Source organism: Sphaerisporangium sp. NPDC005288 (assembly GCF_040607475.1).
Classification (GTDB): domain Bacteria; phylum Actinomycetota; class Actinomycetes; order Streptosporangiales; family Streptosporangiaceae; genus Sphaerisporangium; species Sphaerisporangium rhizosphaerae.
Genome location: NZ_JBEXGT010000033.1, coordinates 25,578 through 46,732 on the forward strand (window position 1 = coordinate 25,578; position 21,155 = coordinate 46,732).

General features: G+C 71.1%; 19 protein-coding genes. 13 read left to right on the plus strand and 6 right to left on the minus strand.

Annotation, left to right across the window (positions count from 1 at the left end; all coding sequences use genetic code 11):
• Positions 1-7: 7 nt before the first annotated feature.
• Complete coding sequence (locus ABZU32_RS27620; protein ID WP_354926481.1) at positions 8-580, minus strand: ATP-binding protein; 573 nt, start codon at positions 578-580, stop codon at positions 8-10.
• Between the two features lie 17 nt (positions 581-597).
• Entirely contained in the window at positions 598-1,326 is a 729-nt protein-coding gene (locus tag ABZU32_RS27625; RefSeq protein ID WP_354926483.1) for a hypothetical protein, read from the minus strand.
• A gap of 276 nt (positions 1,327-1,602) precedes the next feature.
• On the opposite strand from ABZU32_RS27625, the gene ABZU32_RS27630 reads away from it, so the two are divergent.
• From ABZU32_RS27630 to ABZU32_RS27640, 3 genes are all read left to right on the plus strand, one after another.
• Positions 1,603-1,770, plus strand: a complete 168-nt coding sequence (locus tag ABZU32_RS27630; protein ID WP_354926485.1) for a hypothetical protein — start codon at positions 1,603-1,605, stop codon at positions 1,768-1,770.
• Between the two features lie 135 nt (positions 1,771-1,905).
• Positions 1,906-4,773: an AAA family ATPase gene (locus tag ABZU32_RS27635; RefSeq protein ID WP_354926487.1), complete on the plus strand. Its 2,868-nt coding sequence runs from the start codon at positions 1,906-1,908 to the stop codon at positions 4,771-4,773.
• A gap of 124 nt (positions 4,774-4,897) precedes the next feature.
• Positions 4,898-6,550: a hypothetical protein gene (locus tag ABZU32_RS27640; protein WP_354926489.1), complete on the plus strand. Its 1,653-nt coding sequence runs from the start codon at positions 4,898-4,900 to the stop codon at positions 6,548-6,550.
• An 83-nt stretch (positions 6,551-6,633) separates the two neighbouring features.
• On the opposite strand, the gene ABZU32_RS27645 is transcribed toward ABZU32_RS27640, so the two are convergent.
• The gene (locus ABZU32_RS27645) at positions 6,634-8,247 is read right to left on the minus strand and encodes a 4-hydroxyphenylacetate 3-hydroxylase N-terminal domain-containing protein (RefSeq protein ID WP_354926491.1); all 1,614 of its coding nucleotides are present in this window, start codon (positions 8,245-8,247) and stop codon (positions 6,634-6,636) included.
• 421 nt (positions 8,248-8,668) lie between these two features.
• On the opposite strand from ABZU32_RS27645, the gene ABZU32_RS27650 reads away from it, so the two are divergent.
• The 3 genes from ABZU32_RS27650 to ABZU32_RS27660 all read left to right on the plus strand — a co-directional run bounded on the left by ABZU32_RS27650 (position 8,669) and on the right by ABZU32_RS27660 (position 11,756).
• Entirely contained in the window at positions 8,669-9,853 is a 1,185-nt protein-coding gene (locus ABZU32_RS27650) for an acyl-CoA dehydrogenase family protein (protein ID WP_354926493.1), read from the plus strand.
• A 27-nt stretch (positions 9,854-9,880) separates the two neighbouring features.
• Positions 9,881-10,312 carry an SgcJ/EcaC family oxidoreductase gene (locus tag ABZU32_RS27655; protein ID WP_354851172.1) on the plus strand — a complete coding sequence of 144 codons (432 nt, stop codon included), beginning with the start codon at positions 9,881-9,883 and terminating at the stop codon, positions 10,310-10,312.
• Between the two features lie 412 nt (positions 10,313-10,724).
• On the plus strand, positions 10,725-11,756 hold the full coding sequence (locus ABZU32_RS27660) for a hypothetical protein (RefSeq protein ID WP_354926495.1): 1,032 nt from the start codon (positions 10,725-10,727) through the stop codon (positions 11,754-11,756).
• On the opposite strand, the gene ABZU32_RS27665 is transcribed toward ABZU32_RS27660, so the two are convergent.
• Positions 11,753-12,322, minus strand: coding sequence for a MarR family transcriptional regulator (locus tag ABZU32_RS27665; protein ID WP_354926496.1), 570 nt, complete (start codon positions 12,320-12,322; stop codon positions 11,753-11,755). The two genes, ABZU32_RS27660 and ABZU32_RS27665, sit on opposite strands and share 4 nt — an antisense overlap.
• A 328-nt stretch (positions 12,323-12,650) precedes the next feature.
• Here ABZU32_RS27665 and ABZU32_RS27670 point away from each other — a divergent pair, with 328 nt between their 5' ends.
• From ABZU32_RS27670 to ABZU32_RS27700, 7 genes are all read left to right on the plus strand, one after another.
• Positions 12,651-13,193: a MarR family transcriptional regulator gene (locus ABZU32_RS27670; protein WP_354851181.1), complete on the plus strand. Its 543-nt coding sequence runs from the start codon at positions 12,651-12,653 to the stop codon at positions 13,191-13,193.
• 109 nt (positions 13,194-13,302) lie between these two features.
• On the plus strand, positions 13,303-14,289 hold the full coding sequence (locus tag ABZU32_RS27675; protein ID WP_354926498.1) for a hypothetical protein: 987 nt from the start codon (positions 13,303-13,305) through the stop codon (positions 14,287-14,289).
• Between the two features lie 83 nt (positions 14,290-14,372).
• Positions 14,373-15,422: an SDR family NAD(P)-dependent oxidoreductase gene (locus ABZU32_RS27680; RefSeq protein ID WP_354926499.1), complete on the plus strand. Its 1,050-nt coding sequence runs from the start codon at positions 14,373-14,375 to the stop codon at positions 15,420-15,422.
• A gap of 14 nt (positions 15,423-15,436) precedes the next feature.
• Positions 15,437-17,161, plus strand: coding sequence for an acyl-CoA carboxylase subunit beta (locus ABZU32_RS27685; protein WP_354926501.1), 1,725 nt, complete (start codon positions 15,437-15,439; stop codon positions 17,159-17,161).
• Between the two features lie 205 nt (positions 17,162-17,366).
• Complete coding sequence (locus ABZU32_RS27690; RefSeq protein WP_354926502.1) at positions 17,367-17,921, plus strand: hypothetical protein; 555 nt, start codon at positions 17,367-17,369, stop codon at positions 17,919-17,921.
• Positions 17,918-18,406, plus strand: coding sequence for a hypothetical protein (locus tag ABZU32_RS27695; protein WP_354926504.1), 489 nt, complete (start codon positions 17,918-17,920; stop codon positions 18,404-18,406). Before ABZU32_RS27690 ends, ABZU32_RS27695 begins: the two co-directional genes overlap by 4 nt.
• Positions 18,407-18,615: 209 nt before the next feature.
• Positions 18,616-19,413 carry a GDSL-type esterase/lipase family protein gene (locus ABZU32_RS27700; protein WP_354926506.1) on the plus strand — a complete coding sequence of 266 codons (798 nt, stop codon included), beginning with the start codon at positions 18,616-18,618 and terminating at the stop codon, positions 19,411-19,413.
• 118 nt (positions 19,414-19,531) lie between these two features.
• Here ABZU32_RS27700 and ABZU32_RS27705 read toward each other — a convergent pair whose 3' ends face one another.
• On the minus strand, positions 19,532-20,257 hold the full coding sequence (locus ABZU32_RS27705) for an alpha/beta hydrolase (protein ID WP_354926508.1): 726 nt from the start codon (positions 20,255-20,257) through the stop codon (positions 19,532-19,534).
• Positions 20,258-20,401: 144 nt separating this feature from the next.
• Positions 20,402-21,151 carry a 4'-phosphopantetheinyl transferase superfamily protein gene (locus ABZU32_RS27710; protein ID WP_354851204.1) on the minus strand — a complete coding sequence of 250 codons (750 nt, stop codon included), beginning with the start codon at positions 21,149-21,151 and terminating at the stop codon, positions 20,402-20,404.
• Positions 21,152-21,155: the final 4 nt, after the last annotated feature.

The window sequence follows — 21,155 nt, forward strand, 5'->3', positions numbered from 1 at the left end:
CTCTCGATCAGGTCGCCGGCACAGGGATCTGGGCGAGGATGAAGTCGACACGCCGGCCAGGTTCGTCGGCGGGGACGAAGATGGGCCGGTATGCGGCGTCGTAGTAACCTTGAATGATCAGTTCGTGGACGCGTCGAATCTCGCGTTCCTTGGCCCACACGAGGTCGTCTTCGGAGTCGAAATCATCCAGCGGATCCAGGACGAACACCGCGTCGTAGCGGTAGACGCGAGAGGCTTCCTCCAATTCGGGGTAGGGGCCGAGACCGAAGAAGGCGTCCCATCCGTACCCGTCCGGGATGCCGCGGTTGTAGAACCGCAGTCCGAACTTGTGGTCGCAGTACTCGGCGATGAACGCCTCGAGCACATCTCGGGAGTAGGCGCGCCGGTCGCCCACCTGTAGATGCCGGCCAAGCCGATCACGGTGCTTGCGGTAGATCTCTCGGGCTGGTTCACCCTCCGTCGCGGGGATGCCTCGTCCGTGCAGTTCGGCGATGACCGCTTCCTTGCCGGCGGATGGCCCGCCTGTTACGACGTATCGGCGAGGTGGAGTATTCGGATCAAGAAGCTGCTCTGCTCTCATGATGTGATGACCTCCATCTAGGAACCGCTTGCGTGGCCGCACAATGCTCGCCGCCATACGGCGGCGAGCGCGGCACCGCCGGCGGCTGCGCCCAACCTCGCGGTGAAGTCGGCAAGACCTCCCACGGGGTCGGCGATTTCGGTGAGAAGCAGCTCTTGGGCAGGAGTGATCGGGGGTACCCACCCCGCGAAGGCGGCGACCTCCTTAAGGCTCGAATCGGTCGCCGCGTGTAGCAGGACGTCGCCGTAGGCCGCCCGGTATCTGGCAGCCGCGGTCAGAACCAAACCGTGCCGCCACAGGGCCGTCACGGCCGCCGCTTCTGTCTCGGCCGCAGAGGCTTCCATGCTGACCAGACGGGCTACCGTGAGCAGCTCAGCCCGCAGCAGGTACATCGCCCCCCATAGCGCGGCGAGGGCGTGCTGATGCTCGGCCGCCTCCCACGCGAACACGTCCGCCGGAAGCACGGGCGGCCCCGAGGCGGCGTGCAACTCGGGAGGTGTGGCGTGCCGGGCGGTGAACTCCTCGCTGTCACGGCGCAGCTGCCAAGCCACCAGCCTCGCCACCTTTGGTTCGATCCGCTTGCGGAAGTGATGCACCTCGTACTGGGCGGCTGCCGCCGCCGCCTGGCGGCGGGCCGTCAACGTCGCCCCCGATGTTTTGGCCTCCGCCCCGAACAGAAGCCGGGCCGCGAGGGCCAGCTCCGCGTTCTCGAACCGGTCAAGCTGTTCCCGTAGCAGCCCGTCCAACGCCCGTACTCGGCTGGCGGAGTCCTCCGGACGCAGCGCCCGCGCCTTCACCCCCCGTAGACCTAGTAGGGCTGGGCCGCACAGATCCGGCCGGACCGGCAACCCGCCACGCAACAGGGTCCGGATCTCGTCCGGCAGCGCGTCTGTGGGCGAGCCGCCTGCTTCTCCGCTCACGGGATCAGTATGGCAGCCGTACCCAGTAAACGCCCAGTATCATGCCCTGAAAATGACCAGAGGCTTGACGGATCCATCCTGATCCGCCGGCCTGGAACTCCGGTGACCGCAGAGATGGGCGCTGCTTGGACGGTCGACGTGCTCGACCACGCTCTTCGTGAAGAGACGCCGCGCATCGGGCTCTGGCTGGACACGTCGGAGCACACGCCGGACCAGACGGTCTCAGCGATTCTCGACGGCCTCCTCGCCGCCCAGGTGGAAGCGAACTGACCTAGGTGAACGTGTGGTCCGGCGTCCACCGGCGCCCGACCACCGGGCCGTGACCGTATTCCCAACCGACGATCACCCCGGCTAGGCTGGGCGTCGCTGCTATCTGCACTCACCGGACTGGATGTTCAGGGCGGGATGGCCAACGGAGCGACATACGGCAGGCCGATCGGTCGCGACGCTGAGCTCGGCCTCCTCGAGAGCGCCGTGTCCGGAGCCGCCGACGGAGCGCTACGGGCCGTGGCGGTGCGTGGCGACCCGGGAATGGGCAAGACCCGGCTGCTCGCCGAACTGGCCGACATGGCCCGGGCCCGTGGGTTCGCCGTCCATCACGGCCAGGCGACCGAGTTCGAGCGTGACGTGCCATTCGGTGTCTACATCGCCGCGTTCGAACCCCAGCCGGGTGATCCGCGCCGGGACGCGCAGGGTGCGCTGACCGAGTTGCTGCTGGACGCCACCGGACCGTCCGAGGCGCGGCGCGCGGGGCTCGACCGCTACCGGCTCTTCCAGCGCGCGCGCCGGCTCATCGAGGACCAGGGGGCCGCCGGCCCGGTCGCCATCGTGCTCGACGACCTGCACTGGGCCGACCGGTCCTCCGTGGAGCTGACCGAGTATCTGCTGCGCCGCCCGCCGCGGGCGCCGTTGCTGCTGGCCACCGCCTACCGCACGGCGCAGGCGCCCGCGGGCATCGGGCGGGCCCTGGCCCAGCTCGGCGACGCGACCGTCCACATCAGCCTGGCCCCGCTGGGCGAGGCCGACGTGGCGGCCCTGTTACCGGGGGCCGACCGCGGCCGGCGGCGACTGCTGTACCGCACGACCCGCGGAAACCCGCTTTACCTCCAGGTGCTCGCCGACGCCGGGGTGGAGACGCTCACCGCGCTCGCGGAGGCCGGGGACGCGGCGACCGGCGCACCCGAGCGGGCACTGCTGGACGTGCTCAGCACCGAACTGACCGCCCTGACGCCCGATGTCCGGCAGGTGGCCTGCGCGGCGGCGGTGGCCGGTGAACCGATCTCCCTGGACCTGGTCGCCTCCATCACCGAACTGCCTGAGGCCGCCTTCGACCAGGCCATCGACCACCTGGTCGGCGTGGGCACGGTGGTGGAGGCCGACGCCTGTCTCCGCTTCCGCCACCCGCTGGTCCGGGCCGCGGCGTACTGGATGGCCGGCGCGGCCTGGCGCTCGCGCGCGCATGAGCGGGCGGCGGAGCATCTGCGCACCAACGGCGGCCCGCTGCAGCTGCTGGCCCACCACACCGCGCGATCGGCCAGACACGGCGACGTGCAGGCGGTGCGGACGCTGGAGGCGGCGGCCAGGGCGGCTCTGGACGCCGCTCCGTCCACCGCCGTCCGGCTGTTGCGCACGGCGATCCGGTTGCTGCCGGATGAGGCGGACCTGGCCTTGTGGCGGGTCCAGCTGCAATGGGCACTGGGCCGCGCCTTGGGGGTGACCGGCGAACTGGCGGCCAGCAGGCAGATCCTGCAGGAGGTGATACGGGCGCCGGGGCCGCTGCGTATCGCCGCGGTGAGCTTCTCCTCGATGGTCTATCGCCTGCTCGGCGACTTCGACGAGGCCAAGGCACTGCTCACCACCGAGCTGACCCGGCCGCACGCGCCCGACCGGTCGACCAGCCTGGCCCAGGTCGGGCTGGCCGCGGTCGAGTTGATGGGCCGTGAGCCGGCGAAGGCCCGGCGCACGGCCGCCGAGGCGATCCGGTCCCTGAAGGACGCGGACGACAAGGCGCTGGAAGCGGCCGCCGGCACCATCCAGGCGCTGGCCGGCCTGCGCGAGGGCCGCGTGGCACACAGCCGCGGCGAGACCGACCGGGCGGCGTGGCTGACCGACGCCATGACCGACGACGTGCTCGCCCCGCACCTGGAGTTCGTCGCGCCGCTGGCGTGGGTCGAGCTCCACCTGGGGCGCTACGACGACGCCTTGCGGCATCTGCGCCGCGGGCTGGACATCGCCTACCGTGCCGGGCGTAGCCACAGCGTGCCGTACCTGCTCATCGTCGTGTCCGCGCTGCACGAGCGGCAGGGCCGGCTGCCCGAGGCGGTGACCGCCGCCGAGGAGGCCCGCGAGGCGTCCCGGCTGATCCACAGCCGGGAGACCCTGGCCATGTCCAGCATCCTGCTCCTGCGTCCGCTGTTGTGGCGGGACGGACCGCGGGCCGCCCTGGAACACGCCGAACGGATCTCCGGGACCCGGCCCCGGTCGGGGTGGTGGTCAGGGCTGGCGACCCTCGACCTCGCCCTCGTCCACGCCGAGGCCGGGCGGCCCGACCGGGCCATGGCCGCGTTGACCGGGCAGGAGCCGGCCGACGAACCGACCACGACGTACTGCCTGGCTCTCCAGGCGGTGACCACGGCCGCCGCCGGCGGCGCCGGGTCCGAGGCCGACTCGCTCGCGGAAAGCGCCGTTCTCCGGGCGACGCGGTCCGGTCTGCCGCATCAGCTGGGGTTCGCGCACCGGGCACGGGCGAAGGTGCTCATGCTCGCCGGGCGGTCGAAGGAGGCGGCCGTGCACGCGGCACGGGGCGCCGACCAGTTCGCCGCCGCCGGAGCCCCGGTCGAGGAGGGGCTCACGCGGCAACTCGCCGCCGAGCTGTACGCCGCCCTGGGCGCGGCCGGGAAGGTCCAGCACGAGATAGGCCGGGCCAAATCCCTGTACGCCGCCGCCGGGGCGACCTGGCTGTCGGCCTCGCTGGCGCGCGACGAACGCAGGCTGGCCGCCCGGGCGCCCCGGGGGCGGCGCCGGCCGGCCGGTCCGCTGTCCACGCTCACCACCCGGGAGCGGCAGATCGCCGACCTCGCGGTGGACGGACTGACCAACCAGCAGATCGCGGAGCGGCTGTACCTGAGCCCCAAGACGGTGGAGGCCCACCTCTCGCGCACCTTCGCCAAGCTCGGCGTCCAGTCGCGCGTCACGCTCACCCAGCACCTGACGGCGGACGCCCGGTTCAGGGCCGAACGAGCCGCCGCCGGCCCGGACGCCGGGCCGATGTAGGGGGGTGCGGTAGGGAACCGCCCGATGCTAGCGACGGCCGCCGTGAAGCATGCTGCTGCGGCAAGCCACGCGATCATCGAGCGAGGTTCACATGTCACCCTCCCGTGTCCCGAGACGTACCCGGGTGTACGTCGTACTGGCGACGTTGTCCGCCGCCCTGGGGCTGCTCCTGCCGGCCACTGTGGCCAGCGCCGATCCGATACCGCTGCCGACCCGAGGTCCGTTGCCGACGCTCTCGCCGCTGCCGTCCGGCGTTCCGTTCCCGACGCGCCCGCCGCTGCCGGTCCCGCTGCCGTGCCCGCCGACCTGTGTCGATCTGGGGCCGGATCCGTACGACGCGGTCGTCTACGGCGACAGCTACACCAGCGGCGAGGGCGCGAGCCACGACCACACGTACGTGACGAAGTCCGACGGCAGCGAGGACTGGACCCACAAGTCCGGTCTCGCCCCCTTCGCCGTGGCCTGGACGGCCCTGGAGATGAACCGCTACCCCTTGTACAGGCCGACTCTCACCTCGGACACGATGCGAACGACGTTCGGGCGCGACCGGCTCTTCTTCAACGCCTCGTCCGGCGCGTGGATCAAACACCTCAACGAGCCGCAGATGGAGAAGGGCGGAACGGTCGTCCGTAATCCGCCACAGGCCCAGGACGTCCCGACCATGGCGAAGATCGCCTACTTCGGGCTGGGCGGCAACGACGCCGGTTTCGCCGACCTGGTCAGCACCGCGGCCGAGGCGTACCTGAACCCGGCCACCGGCCGTTTCGGAGTGTTCACCTGGCAGACCGACCAGGAGCAGGCGGTCGCCCTCGAGGTGAGCCGGCTGCAGTCGCGGATCACCCCCCTGCCGGACAAGATCGCCCAGGGACTGGAGACCGTCCGGGAGACCCACCCGGTGGCGGAGATCGTCGTGGCGCTCTACCCGCTTCCGGTCAAGGAGTCGGGCAACACCGGCATGGAGGAGATCACCGGCCACACCATGGACCTGATGTATCCCTTCGCGGCCAAGGTGAACCAGGCCATCCGGGACGGGGTGGCGCAGTTCCAGGCGAGCCATCCGAACACCCAGGTCCACATCTTCGACCCGAACACGGCAGGGCCGAACGGCACCAGCGTGGTCGCGGGACATGAGCTCGGCCGTCCCGACACCTACTTCCAGGGCCTCGTGCGCCGCCCGGACGTGCTGTGGAGCGGCAAGATCTTCAAGTCGTTCCAGGAGAGCTTCCACCCGAACGAGCTCGGTTCGGTGGCCATCGGCAAGGCGCTCGCGACCTTCCTGGCGGCCAGGATGCCGGCACTCTTCCCGCAGGGGCCGAACTTCGACCGCGTGACCATCAACCCGCAGCCGCTGGCCGACGCGACGCCGGATGAGATCCAGTCGGTCGGGCAATGGGCCTACACCAACTCCGCGCAGGTCTGCGAGGAGACCGACATCGACAGCGTGTGCCGCGCCATCACCCCGACCGGCATCGTCCTGTCGACCGACCTCTGGTTCGACCCCCGCAAGGTCCTCCCGTACCCCCTGCCCGGCGAGCCGGTTCCGGGCGGCTCTGACACCGGTTCCCCCGGCGGCGGTGGCGGCGGCGGGTCGACGTGGATCCCGGCCGAGTACATTCCCAAGGACCCGTGCGACATCTTCCGGCCGGTCCGCTATCAGTTCTACACGGGGGTGCAGGTCAGGGGCGGACCGGTGCAGACCGCGACGGCCATCGACACCCTCATCTTCGCTCCCAAGAAGCCCAAGTGCGTCCCAGGCGTGGGGCTGATCTTCGAGTAACCGCCGTCTCGTCACGGCCACGTGCCACCGCCCCGGCGGAAACCCGCCGGGGCGGTGGTCTCAGTGGCGAATGGGGTGGGCGGTCAGGGGTTGAGGGTGGTGCCGTTGCCTATGCGGCGGAGGTGGTCGAAGGAGGACAGGTCGGGGACCGTCCAGCCGTCCAGGTCGTACTCGCTGAGGCACTGGTCGACGAAGGCCTTGTAGCCGTCGACCTCGCCGCCCACCAGCTGGGCGTTCAGCAGCTCGACGCGGGTGTTCTCGTGGTTGCCGGCGTAGTTGCGCTCGTACAGTTCGTGCCGGCCGCCGAACTCGGTGCCGATGGCGTCCCAGAGCAGCTTCATGACCTTGATGCGCTCGACCGCGTCGCTGCCGTCCGACCCGCGGATGTACTTGTCCAGGTAGGGCCGGATGTCGGGGTTCTTGAAGTCCTCGGAGCTGGAGTTGATGTAGATCAGCCCGCTGGCGATGTCCTGCTGGATGATCTCCTTGATCCGCGGGTAGCCGGTCTGCATGAACCAGCGGTAGGCCAGCCCGTACGCCGGGTTGGGCAGCAGGGCGCCGTCCTTCCACTCCACCGGGTTGCGCGCCGCGGCGTCGGAGAAGGCCCAGAACAGGTTGCGCCACGCCAGGACCTCGCCGATGCGGGTCTGCACGCCGCGGAAGTCCTTGGTGCCGGTCATCTCGGTGGCCTTGATGAGCAGCCCGGCGATGAACTCCAGCTTCACGGCCAGCCGGGTGCAGCCGTGGAAGGTGAAGCGCTCGAAGAAGCCGGAGCGGCCGGTGAACAGCAGCGCCTTGCCCAGGTTGCCGTAGACGAAGACGTTCTCCCAGGGGATGAGCACCTTGTCCAGGACGAGGATGGTGTCGTTCTCGTCCAGCCGCGAGGAGAGCGGGTAGTCGAACGGCGTGCCCATCACCGTGGCGGCGGTGGAGTAGGACGGCCGGCAGATGAGCTTCATGCCCTTCGCGCCCATGGGAATGGTGGCGACGAGCGCGAACTTCTTGTCCTTGATGGGCAGCCCGTAGTGGGCGATGAAGTTGTAGTGGGTGAGCGCCGAGCCGGTGGCCACGACCTTGGCCCCGCTGACCACGAGCCCCGCGTCGGTCTCCTTCTCGACGTGCACGAAGACGTCGGCGACCTCGTCCGGCGGGCGGTTGCGGTCGACCGGCGGGTGGACGATCGCGTGGTTCCAGTACAGGACCTTCTCCTGCGACTCCTTGTACCAGCGCCGGGCGTTGTCGGAGAACGGCTCGTAGAAGTCGGCGTTGGCGCCGAGCGTGCCGAGGAAGGACGCCTTGTAGTCGGGGCTGCGCCCCATCCAGCCGTAGCTCATGCGCGCCCACTCGGCGATGGCCCGCTGGTCGGCGACCAGGTCCTCGACGCTGTGCGGCGTGGTGAAGAACCGGTGGGTGTAGCCGTCGCTGCCGGTGTCGGTCGGCTTGGTCAGGATGGCCTGTTTGTCGGGGTCGTGCAGCGCGTCGTACAACCGCGCCGTCATCCTGATGGGGTTGTGGAACGCCGGGTGCGCGGTGACGTCCTTCACCCGCTCGCCGTACAGGTAGATCTCCCGGTCGTCGCGCAGGCTCTCGATGTACTCCTCGCCGGTCAACGGGCGCGTCTTGGGCCGCTCCGCGGCCACGCCGGCCTCAGGGGCGGCCGTGTCGGCGGCTGCCGGACTTCTTTCCTCTACGTGCACCTCAACTCCTCGATGAATCGGTAGCCGTCGAGCCGGCCGTCCAGGGGAGGTGCCTGGAGGAAGCACGCCCCGAATGGACACGCCCGAAGAAAAGTCCGCTTGTCGCACGCGTGCCGGCGGTCGGGCCGGGGCCGTGCTCGCCGGTGAAACGTTCCGCTCGGCGCCGGTGACGGGCGGGCACACCGGAAGCCTGTCGCGGAGCTTAATATTCACATCCGCCATTCCCGCGGCACATCTCTCACATTGCGGTCTCCGGCCTGCGGAATAGGGCTTTCGCATTCCAGAAGATGCGTGGCAGGAAGGCCGGTGCGACCGTCGGATGGTGAGCATCGGCGGCCGGCGATCCGGCCACGTGCGAATTCCGGGCCTTCCGGCGCGCCTGCCGGCGCCGCCTTTTCTCGCCGGTCTTTTCTAGGAGGATATGGTGCTGACGACCGAGGTTCCGACGCGGGACCAGCTCGTCCAACGCGCGTCCGAACTCGTGCCGCTCCTTCGCGGGCACGCGGCCTGGAACGAGGACAACCGCCGCGTCCACGAGGAGTCCATCCAGGCCCTGGCGGACGCCGGCGTCTTCAAGATGCGGGTCCCCGTCCGCTACGGCGGCTACGAGTCCGACACCCGTACGCTGATCGACGTCGCCACCGAGCTCGGCAGGGCCGACGGCTCCACCTCCTGGGTCGCGTCGGTGTACTGGATCCCGACGTGGATGGCCAGCATGTTCCCCGAGCCCGTCCTGGACGAGGTGTTCTCCACCCCGGACGTGCGCATCTGCGGGACGCTGAGCCCGACCGGCATGGCGGCGAAGGTCGACGGCGGCGTCATCGTCAACGGCAAGTGGGGCTTCATCAGCGGCGCCCTGCACGCCCACTACCAGGTCATCGTCGCGATCCAGATCGGCGGGGAGGGCGAGCCCATGCCGGTCGCCATCGTCGTGCCGATGTCGGACCTGACGATCGTCGACGACTGGCACACCTCGGGCCTGAAGGGCACCGGCAGCGTCACCACGATCGCCCAGGACCTGTTCATCCCCGACGCCCGCGTGCTGCCGCTGCCGCTGGTGCTGCAGGGCCAGGCCGCCTCGCCGGCCGTCCAGGGCCGCCCGATCTACAGCTCGCCGCTGCTCCCGGTCGCCTCGGCGTCCTCGGTCGGCACCCTGATCGGGCTCGCCAAGGCGGCCAAGGACACCTTCCTCGAGCGGCTGCCCGGACGCAAGATCACCTACACCGGGTACGACAGCCAGGCCGAGGCGCCGCTGACCCACCTGCAGGTGGCCGAGGCCGTCAACAAGATCGACCAGGCGGAGTTCCACGCCCACCGGCTGTCGGGACTGGTCGACTCCAAGGGCGCCCAGGGCGCGGAGTGGACGATCGAGGAGCGGGCGCGGGCCCGCGGCGACATGGGCGCGGTGGTCAAGCTGGCCAAGGAGGCGGTGGACATCTTCGCCTCGGCGAGCGGCGGCTCGTCCATCTACAGCATCGTGCCGATCCAGCGCATCGCCCGCGACACCCACGCCGCGAACCTGCACGCCCTGATGCACCCGAACACCAACGCCGAGCTGTACGGGCGGATCCTCTGCGGTCTCGAGCCCAACACGCTCTACATCTGACGGCAGAGACGACCAAAGGATCTCGACATGGCCCCCACCAGCACCGCCACCGCCGCCCCCGCCGTGACCGACAAGGACAAGGCCGCCGTCGTCTCGGTCCCGAGCCGCATCGTCGCGGCGTGGGCGAGCCACAACGCCAAGGCCTTCGCCGAGGTGTTCACCCCCGACGGCACCATGATCCTTCCCGGGGCGTTCAGCAAGGGCACCGCGGACATCGAGGCGTACATGACCGCCGCCTTCGCCGGCCCGTACAAGGGCACCCAGGTCACCGGCCTTCCCATCGACATGCGGTTCCTGAACGCCGACACCGCCCTGGTGATCACCCAGGGCGGCGTGCTCGCCGCGGGTGAGAACAAGGTGCACCCCGACCGCGCCGTCCGCGCCACCTGGGTCGTCGCCCGGCACGAGGGGCAGTGGAAGCTCGCCGCCTACCAGAACAGCCCCCTCGAGTCCGCCTGAGGCGGACACGGGGAGCCGCCGGGCCGTGCCCGGCGCGCGCGGTGCGACCGCGGGCGCCGGCCGGCCCCTTCGGCGTTCCCCTCCGCCCACGGCGCGAGCCCGTGGTCTTCCCGGGCCCCCTTCTCCGACGGCCTCCCGGGCGGCTTTCCGCGCGGGCGCCGGGCGGCTCTTCTTCCACGTTGCTTGATACGCGGCAGCGCGTTGACGTGCGCTTCGCCGGCCATGTTCCATGGGAGTCGTGTCAGCACCTTGTGTGCGGTCCGCGGCACGAGCCGGGGTGCTTGATGCCGGGAAAGCCCGGCGTCGCGGCTCGGCCAGTGGCACGACCTCTCCGCCGGCGGCGTCCGGCCGTGGGCCGAGGGGCCCCAATGGGGTCTTCGGCGGTCCGCAGATCCGTCGCGAGGAGTTGACGATGGCGCCCACATCTGACAGTGCGCGATCGGCGATCTCGGCGTCACCGCCGGTGCGCGCTGAGGAGACCGCCGAGTGCCTGGGCGGGGAGGTGCACCTCGCCTACGCCCACCGTCCCGAGTCCGGCGTGCTGGCCGTCGCCGCGCACTTCTCGGCCGAGACCGCGCGCGGGAGGGCGCGGGTGCGGGCCGCGGCTTTGGACGCGCTGCACCGGCTGCCGGACGGCGTGGCCGTGCCCTGCCCGCCGGACGACCACAGGGAGCTGTGCCTGTCGGACTTCATGCCGGACCCGCCCTCCGGCCGCCACTCGCGCGTCGCGGGCATCGGCCTGCTCAGCCACGAACGGTACGTGCTCCCGGCCGAGGTCGTGTGGATGGGCGAGCGGGACTGCCGGGTGGAGCCCACGGCGGTGGGCGTCATCGGCGAGAAGGGCGTCTCCGGCGCGATCGCCGACCTGCTGGCGCACGACATGGTCACCCGCTGGTGGGCGAGCCCGCGCATGCCGCTGCTGCGCGTCTCCCAGCACCTGGCGACGATGATCCCCGGGGAGGCGGCCGAGGCCGCGGCCGCGCTGGGGCTGCGGGTGTCGGCGTTCGCGCTGCCCGGCCCGGACTTCCAGATCGCCGTCGTCGGCGTGAGCGGGGAGGGCACGACGATCGCCACGGCCGCCGCGCGCACGATCGGCGAGGCGGTCGCCGAGGCGTTCCTGCGGGCGCTTGCCGCGCGGGCCCAGCCGTGGGACAGCCTGTCCATCGCCGACTCGCTGCGCCGGCTGACCGTCTGGCACCGCGAGGTGGACTACCTGGCCTACCTGGAGTGGTCGGCGCTGGACGCCGACGGCTCGGTGATGGACCGGCCGATGCCGGGGGACGGGGAGTCGGGCTGGGCCGACATCGCCTGCCGCCGGTTCGGGCACGAGCCGATCGTGGTCACGCTCGGCGACACCGGCGAGGCGGTGAAGGTGGTGTGCCCCGGCGCGGCCTGCTATCGCACGGTGCCCCCGGGCACCACCTTGCCCTGCCCGGTGCCCTAGCCGCCGCCCATCACCCTGCCCATGCCTTGGCCGCGAGGCGCCACCTTGCCCTGCCCGGTGCCCTGGCCGTCGGACGCCGATTCGCTTCGCGTGCCGGGGGAGAGGCCGCCGCGGTCGTGGACCAGGCGCCACAGGAACCGGCCGAACCTCTCGCGCTCGTCGGGAGTGAACGGGGCCAGGAAGGTGTCAAGGGCGTTCAGCATGGCCGGGCCGAGCTTGTAGCGCAGCAGCGCCTGCCCCTCGCCGGTCAGGCCGATGGCGTACTTGCGCCGGTCGTCGGGGTTGCGCGCGCGCTGGACCAGGCCGAGGCGCTCCAGCCCGTCCACGACGCTGACCATGGTGGTGCGGTCGATGCCGTGGGTGCGGGCGAGCTGCTGCTGGGACTGCGGCCCCACGGAGTCGATGGCGGTGAGCACGATGACGTCCTTGGCGCGCAGCCCGAACGGCTCCACCGCGGCTTCCAGCAACTCGGCGAACAGCTCGCCGGCCTTGGCGAGCAGGATGCCGGTGTCCCCGGAGGAGAATTCCGGCAGGGGGACGTCGGAGTTCGGGGAATCAACGCTCACAGACGTGCCTTCCGTGGTCACCTGTCACGAAAAGTGCGGCATGCCGCATATTAAGCACGGCTCCGTCTGGCACGAGTGTCACACGCTGCGATGGGCAGCGCAACCGACGGTCAGAAATCCAATCGTCAGCAAAGCTGATTGACAGTGAAGCTGATTGTCTGCGACCATACTTGTTAGCGTGAAGGGCGCGGAAGGGCCACGACCAGGATTCCACCTCATTGGTTGCGAGGGAGGTCCTCATGTCCGGACGGCGACCCGTACCCGACGTCGGCACCACGTGGGATGCGATATGTGACATCTGGGACGAGGTCCGGGAAATCGTATTGACGTGGGAACACGTGAGGGCGGCCGAGGAGCCGGCTGGCTGATCGCCCGCCGCTGGAGGGTTGAGGCCATGGGCGGGAACGCGCACGAGTCCGCGCCGACGGCGCGGGTCCTGGCCGAGTCCACCGGCTGGCTGCTCAACGACGTGGCGCGCGAGGTCACGCTGCGGCTGGAGGAGGCCCTGAAGGGCGACGACCTCCGCTGGCGCGACTACGGGGTGCTCGTCGTGCTGGAGTCGGCCGGGCCCATGTCGCAGCAGGAGATCGGCCGGCGGCTCGCCGTCGACCGCTCGACGATGGTGCACATCATCGACCTGCTGGAGCAGCGCGGGCTGGTGGCGCGCGGGCGCGACCGGGTCGACCGGCGCGCCTACGCCATCGAGCTGACCGGCGCCGGCCGCGCGCTTCTGGTGGACGTCCTGCACCCGCTGACCGCCGAGGTCCACGAGCGGGTGCTGGGCCCCCTGACACCCGAGGAGCGGTCCGTCCTGACCCGTATTCTCGGCCGCGTCGCCCGAGGCGCCGATGAGAGCAATTTGCGAGAATAACGGACCATCTACACCTCTGATAGTTTGTAATTGCACATATCTGTGGAGCCGGGCAAGGGTCGTAGGTCCTGATCCCCCCTGGACGAGGTACATGGCCAGGAGGCGAGCCATGGACATTTCCGTCATCGGTGTTCCCGCGGAAGCATTGGAGATCTACCGGTACTTTCTGCGGCACCGTGGCGAGGGCATCGGTTCGATCAGGCAGGCCCTCGACCTCGATCCCGACACCATCGAGGCCGCCGTCGACACCCTTGACCGGCTGTCCCTGCTCGACCTGACCGACCACCACCGCGTCATGGCCACCGAGCCGCGCATCGGCATCGAGCGCCTTGTCGAGCAGCGCCTCAACGAGCTCAACTCCGAGATCCGCCGCGTACTCGGCGCGCGGGACGCCATCTCCTCCCTCGTGGAGGACCAGCAGCACGGCGAGAACGCCGGCTCCATGCTGGACATCGAACGCGTCGAGGGCCTGGACCGCGTGCGCCAGCGGCTCGACGACCTGGGGTTCTTCTCCTACAAGGAGACCCTGTGCCTGCACCCGGGCGGGCCGCTGTCCCGGGGCGCCATCGAGACGGCGCTGCCGCTGGACACCCGCTCGCTGCGCCGCGGGCTCGCGGTGAAGGCCGTCTACCACCCCAAGGCGCTGGACGACCAGGACATGGTGGCCTACCTGCGGGAGCTGGTGAGCCTGGGCGGCCAGGTCCACATCACCGAAGACCCCTTCGACCGCATGCTGATCTTCGACCGCAGCGTCGCCGTGGTGCCCATCCACCCCAAAGAGAGCGCCCGCGGCGCGCTGCTGGTGAAGGAACCCGGACTGGTGTCGCAGCTGGTGACCTATTTCGACGGCGTCTGGGACGCCGCCACCGACTTCCGGGAGTTCACCGAGCCGAGCACCGAGGGCCCTCGCCTTTCCGAGCTGGAACGGAAAGTCCTCACGGTCATGGCGACCGCCGACAAGGACGAGATCGCGGCGCGGGAAATCGACGTCTCCGTCCGCACATATCGCCGTTATGTCGCCGATCTCATGGCACGGCTCGGCGCGGTCAATCGTTTCCAGGCCGCATTGCGCGCCAAAGAAGAAGGCTGGATCTGACGGCGCCGGCGCCCCCGCACACTCGGAGATGACAGGGGGTACTTACACCCTTTTGACTGGTGTGGATCAGAGGAGATGGTCTGATGCTGGTTTGCGTTACCGGAGGCACGGGATTCGTCGGCGCCCATTCGGTCGCCGCGCTGGTCCGCGGCGGCCACCGCGTCCGCATGCTGGTCCGCGACCCCGCCAAGACCGCCCCCGCCCTGGCCCCCCTCGACCTCGGCCCGACCGACGTCGAGACCGTCACCGGCGACGTCACCGACGAGGACTCCGTGGCTCGGGCGGTGCGCGGCGCGGACGCCGTGCTGCACGCCGCGTCGGTGTACTCCTTCGACAGCAGGGACCACGCGCGGATGCGGCAGGTCAACGAGCGCGGCACGCATGTCGTGCTGGACGCCGCGCGACGTGCGGGCTCGGGCCTGACCGTCCACGTGTCCAGCGTCGTCGCGCTGTTCCCCGCTCCCGGCCGCGTCGTGGACGAGGCGTCTCCCGTCGGCCACCCCCGCGAGACCTACATGGCGGGCAAGGCGGCGGCCGAGAGGATCGCCCGCCGGCACCAGGCCGAGGGCGCGCCGGTCGTCATCACCTACCCGCCCGCGCTGCTCGGGCCGCACGACCCCAAGATGGGCGACCAGGTGTCGCGCCTGCGGGCGGTCCTGCGCGGGCTGACGCCCCTGTGGCCGCTCGGCGGGTTCCCGGTGGGCGACGTCCGCGACACCGCGGCGCTGCACGCCGCCCTGGTCACCGCCCCCGGCCGGGCGCTGACGGCGGCCCGGCACTTCGGCCCGGGGGAGTACCTGACCACGCGGCGGTACCTGGAGGTGCTGCGCGAGGTCACCGGGCGCGCGCTGCCGGCGGCGTTCCTGCCCGCCCGGGCGATGCTGCCGGTGGGCGCGCTCGCCGGCCTGCTCCAGCGGGTGTGGCCGTGGCACATCCCCGCCGAGTACGGGGCCATCTACACCTGCGCCTGCGCCACGAGGGTGGCCGACCACGCCGGCACGTTCGGCGTGCGCCCCCGGGCGATCGCCGAGACGGTCGGCGACACGGTGCGCTGGTTGCACGAGAACGGCCGCCTGTCGGCCCGCCAGGCGGGAATCCAACGGCCGAGCCTGACGTCCGCGGGCGCGCGATGATGGGAGAGGGCGCCATGACCGAGCAGATCGCGACGAGCCCGGACCTGCACCGTCCGGCACCGGAGCCGCTGACCGCCGTCGAGATCGACTTCGTCCCGGTGGCCGTGCCCCGGCGTCCCGGCCCGCAGGCCCGGCCCGGGGCGCAGGGCCGGCCGGCCGAGCAGCCGCAAGCGGCGCCGCCCGCGCCGGAGCGGTCGATGGAGGCGCTGCGCGAACGGCACCGCGGGCTGCGCTCGGACATCGTCGCGGGCCGCCGCGATGGCGTGGAGCGCCAGCACCGCCTGGGCAAGGGCACCGCCCGCGAGCGCATCGCGATGCTGCTGGACGAGGGCTCGTTCGTCGAGCTGGACATGTACCGCCGGCACCAGGCACACGGCCTGCGGATGGAGGAGAGCCGGCCCTACACCGACGGCGTGGTCACCGGATCCGGCACGATCGACGGCCGCCGGGTGTTCGTCTACGCCCAGGACTTCACGATCATGGGCGGGTCGCTCGGCGCCGCCCACGCGGCGAAGATCCACAAGGTGATGGACCTTGCCATCTCCACCGGCTCCCCGATCATCGGCCTGATCGACAGCGGCGGGGCGCGCATCCAGGAGGGCGTGGTCTCGCTCAGCGGGTACGGCGGCATCTTCCAGCGCAGCGTCCAGGCGTCCGGGGTGATCCCGCAGATCAGCGTGGTCCTCGGGCCGTGCGCGGGCGGGGCCGCCTACACCGTGGCGCTGGCCGACTTCGCCTTCATGGTGCGCGACACCGCGCAGCTGTACCTCACCGGGCCCGACGTGGTCGCGGCCGTGACCGGCAAGCGGTACACCCACGCCGAGCTCGGCGGGGCCGACGTGCACGGCAAGAAGTCCGGCGTGGCCACCTTCGTGCACGACGACGAGGAGAGCTGCCTGGACGAGGTGCGCTACCTGGTCTCGCTGCTGCCGGGCAACAACCTGGAGTTCCCGCCCAGCGCGCCCCCCTGCGACGCGACCACCGACACCCGCCCCCGCCTCGCCGAGATCGTCCCGGTCGAGCCGAACAAGCCCTACGACATGCGGCTGATCGTCTCCGAGCTGGTGGACGACGGCGAGTACCTGGAGATCCACGAAGGCTGGGCGCAGAACGTCATCTGCGTGCTGGCCCGCATCGACGGCGCGGTGGTCGGCATCGTCGGCAACCAGCCCATGGTGCTCGCCGGCGTGCTCGACGTCGCCGCCTCGCAGAAGGCCGCGCGCTTCGTCCGCTTCTGCGATGCCTTCGGCATCCCGCTGGTGTCCCTGATCGACGTGCCGGGCTTCCTGCCCGGGGCCGACCAGGAGTACGAGGGGATCATCCGGCACGGCGCCAAGCTGCTGTACGCCTACTGCGAGGCGACCGTGCCGCGCATCCACGTCGTCGTGCGCAAGGCCTACGGCGGTGCGTACATCGTGATGGACTCGCGCACCATCGGCACCGACCTGTCGCTGGCCTGGCCGACCAACGAGATCGCCGTCATGGGCGCCGAGGGCGCCGTCAACATCATCTTCCGCAAGGAGCTGGCCGCCGCCGCCGACCCCGCGAGCCTTCGGGCCGAGCTGGTCGCCGAGTACGCCGAACAGCTCATGCACCCGCACTACGCGGCCGAGCGCGGCCTGGTCGACGACGTCATCGACCCGGTGGAGACCCGCGCCGCGGTGGCCAGAGGCCTTGCGATGCTGCGCGACAAGCGCAAGCCCGCGCCGCAGCGCAAACACGGCAACGTGCCGTTGTGAAAGCACGCTGAAGCGGCTTTCGGCGGGCTTTCCGCCGAAGACAGCAAATACGAAGAAGAACCGCCCGGCATCCGCCCGGAACAATTGACTTCGGCGATTCCCGGTATTCGCGCCCCCGCGCGGCCGGGAAAGCGCCCGTACGCGCCGGATCCTCTTCCCGCCGCGCACGGGTAAACGGTCAACTTTCCGGGAACGAGGTTTGCGCATGGCGACCGAGGCAGTTTCCGCGGCACCCGTCAAGGTGTCGGCGCTGAACAGCCGCCACCACCGGCTCTGGCTCAACATCTTCATGTTCATCGTGGTGGCGCACTGGGCCGAGCACATCGCCCAGGCGATCCAGCTGTGGGTGCTCGGCTGGCCCCCCAAGCAGGCGCTCGGCGTCATCGGGTCGCTGTACCCCCCGGCCTTCACCTCCGAGTGGATGCACTACGGCTACGCGCTGGTCATGCTCATCGGCCTCATCGCGCTGCGGAAGGGCTTCACCGGCAGGGCTCGCACGTGGTGGAACATCTCGCTCGGCATCCAGGTGTGGCACCACTTCGAGCACCTGCTCCTGCTGGTCCAGGCGCAGACCGGATGGCACCTGGCGGGCCGGCCCGTGCCCACCAGCATCCTGCAGCTCTTCGCGCCCCGCGTTGAGCTCCACCTGTTCTACAACGCGATCGTCTTCATCCCCATGGTCGTGGCCATGGTCCGCCACCTGCGCCCGTCCCCGTCCGAGCGCGCCGAGATGGTGTGCACCTGCGCGGCGCGCGCATGACGGACGGTTCCGGCGCGAAGCAGGGACGCTCCCCGGTCTTCACCGTGGCGCTGACGCTCGTGGGGGCGTTCCTGCTGTACCTCGCCGTCCCCAACATCGGCCCGGTCGTCCGCGCGGCCCGGGCCGACGGCGTTCCCGGCGTGTTCACCGCCGAGACCCTGTCGTGCATCCAGCACCCCGGCCACGAGAGCTGCTCGTGGACCGGGGAGTTCCGCTCCGACGACGGCGCCGTCCAGCGCTCCGAGGTCGTCCTCTACGGCGCCGACCGGGAGTCCCTGCGGCCCGGGGAGCGCGCCCGCGCGGTCGACACCGGGCGGGCGGGCCGGGTCTACGGGCCGGGCGGGTCCCGCGAGTGGGTCTTCACCGCCCTGCTCCTGCTCGCCGGCCTGGCGATCGTCCTGTTCCCGTACGCCCGTCCGCTGCGGCGGCTGCTGCGGCCCCCGGCCCCGCGGGCGGTGCCCGTGGGCGGCGGCCCCGGCCGGTGACCCACCCGCCGGCGCCGCTGCCCCTCCCGCCGGCGTCCTCAGGGCTCTCACGGCCGTCCGCACCGATCGAGCTGGCGTCGTCGCCGGGCTCACCGGCGCCCTCACCTTCCGGTCCGGCGTCGTCATCGTCCGGGCCGGGGTCGTCATCGCCGCCGCTGCCGCTGCCGCCCCTGCCGGGACGGGAGCCGGCCGTCCCGCACGTGATGATCGTGGGCGACTCCATCAGCCAGGGTCGCGAGGGCGACCGCACCTGGCGCTACCGGCTGTGGCGGACCCTGGTCGACCAGGGGACCGCCGTGCGCTTCGTCGGGCCGTGGAAGGGCACCTGGGTGCCCTCCGCGGTCTGGCCGGCCGAAGCCCCCGCCCAGCCCGCCCGTCCGGACAGCGGCCGAGCCCATCCGGACGACGGCCCCGCCCGCCGGGGTGACGGGCCCGCCCGTCCGGGCGGCCCGGACGACCCGGCGTACGCGGGCTCCTACCGGCGGGGCGTCCATTTCCCGGCGTGCCGCCACTACGCGAGCTGGGGCCGGCTGCTGCACGAGGCCAAGGACAACATCGAGGACGCGGTCGCCGCCCACGGACCGGGCTGGCTGATGGTCGCGCTGGGCTTCAACGACCTGGCGTGGGGCGTCTCGGGCCCAGGCCGGCTGCTCGCCGACATGGAGACCTTCGTCCTGCGCGCCCGCGCGGCCGATCCCGCTGTTCAGTTCTTGATCGGAAATGTCGTGCACCGCACGCCGCTGAGCGGCCTGCCCGATCTGGCCCGCGACACCGACTCCTACAACCGGGAGCTGCCGGGGCTGCTCGCCGCGCTGTCGACGGACCGGTCGAGGGCGGTGCCGGTCGATCTGGCCGGCGTCTACGACCCCCACCGCGACTCCTACGACGGCGTCCATCCGAACGACTCGGGTGAGGCGAGGATAGCCGCGGCGTTCACCGCCGCCTTCGCCCCCGCGCTCGTGCATGCGGGGGGCGGCGTCTCCGGCCGGGTCCCCGCGCTCGGCTGAGGAGGCCGGGCCGGCCGTCGTGCCGCGCTGATCTGCTGGGCCGGCGCCTTGCGGCCGGGTTGTGCGGCCGGCTTACGCGGTCGCCTCGGGGGCCGGACGCGCCGGGCGGCGGTGGAGGTCACACGCGCTCGGCGGCGATGGAGGTCAGCAGCGAGACGAGCCGGTCAGGGGCCGACACCATCGGCCAGTGGCCGGTGTCGAGGGTGTGGAAGGTCCAGTTGGGCACAGCCCGCATGGCGGCGACGTCCTCGGAGACGCGCCCGTCGAAGTGCTCCTTGGAGCAGACGATGTAGCTCGCCCGCTGGTGCTCCAGCGGGCGGGTCAGGACGGCGGGCTCCGAGAGGGTGTGCCCGGGGTGGCCGACGAAGCGCTCGACCAGCCACTGCGCCTGGCGGGTGGACAGATCTTGCCCCTCGGCGACGATCGTGACGTCCGGGATCGGCCAGCGGCCGCTGTTCTCGGCGATCAGCCGCAGCTCCCCGGCGCGCACGCGCTCGGGGAAGGCGTGCAGCATCGACTTGCCGTCGTGCGGCAGGAATCCCTCGACGAACACCGTGCGGCTCACGCGCTCGGGCGCGCGGTCGGCCACCTGGCCGGCGACGATGCCCGAGTAGCTGTGCCCGACCACGACGACGTCGCGCAGATCGTGTTTCTCCATCAGGGTGAGCACGTCGTCGACGTGGGTGGCGAGGCCGACGGTGGAAACGTCGGCCTCGGGGTCGACCAATCCGGAAAGTGTGATCGCATGGACGTCATGGCCGAGCGCGCGCAGCCCGCGGGTCACCGGCTCCCAGATCCACGCGCCCGTCCACGGACCGGGAATCAGGATAATTGGATTTTTCACGGCAGGTCAGCTTCCTCTCCTTTACGGCTGGACTGCCTGAACGGTACGGAATTCGGACCTGGCGGGGCTTTTAGTATGCGGGCCGGGGCGACATGAATATCCGTAGTTATTGAACAGTCTCGTGCCGGATGGCGTCAACGGTGGTCAGGCGGCCACGGGGACCGCGGCGGACGGGCGAAGGGCGGCGGCGTCCCACTCGGACACCTTGATCGGCTGCGCGTCACCGAGGACGGCGACCACACCGGCGTAACCGTCACCGGGATAGATCGTGCGCATTTGCACCGTGTGCGGGGGAATGTCCAGCGGCCAGCTCAACAGCGCGGGCTCCTGCGACGGCGCGCTCACCTCGACCTTGTGCGGCGAGATCCGCAGGCCGTGGCCGGTGGCCTTGAGCACCGCCTCCTTGCACACCCACATACGGGCGAATCCGGCCTGCTGATGACGGTCGGGAAGGGTCTTCAGCACTTCCTGCTCGTCACGCGACAGCGCGCATCCCACCAGCTCGCTGACCGGGGCGGTCGGCACCTGCTCGACATCGACGCCCACGGGCCCGGCGGTGGTCAGGGCCACCGCGACGCGGTTGCCCGAGTGGGAGATCGAGGCGTGCAGCCCGTCGTCGGTCAGGATGTAGGGGCGGCCGTGCGGCTTGTCACAGCTCATGCAGCGCCGCTCGATGGGCACCCGCTCGGGCGCGATGTCGAGCTGGGCGCCGGCGGCGGTGCGCAGCAGCCAGGCGGCGGTCACGAACCTCTGGCGGTCCTGCTCGCGCCGGTAGGCGGCGGCCCGCTTCAGCTCGGTGCCGTTCAGCACGCCGACCATGGACTCGAGCGCGTAGTCCTGCGGGTCGGCCCACCAGATCTGGCAGTCGACGGTCCGGAGAGCGATGGCGTTCATAAGC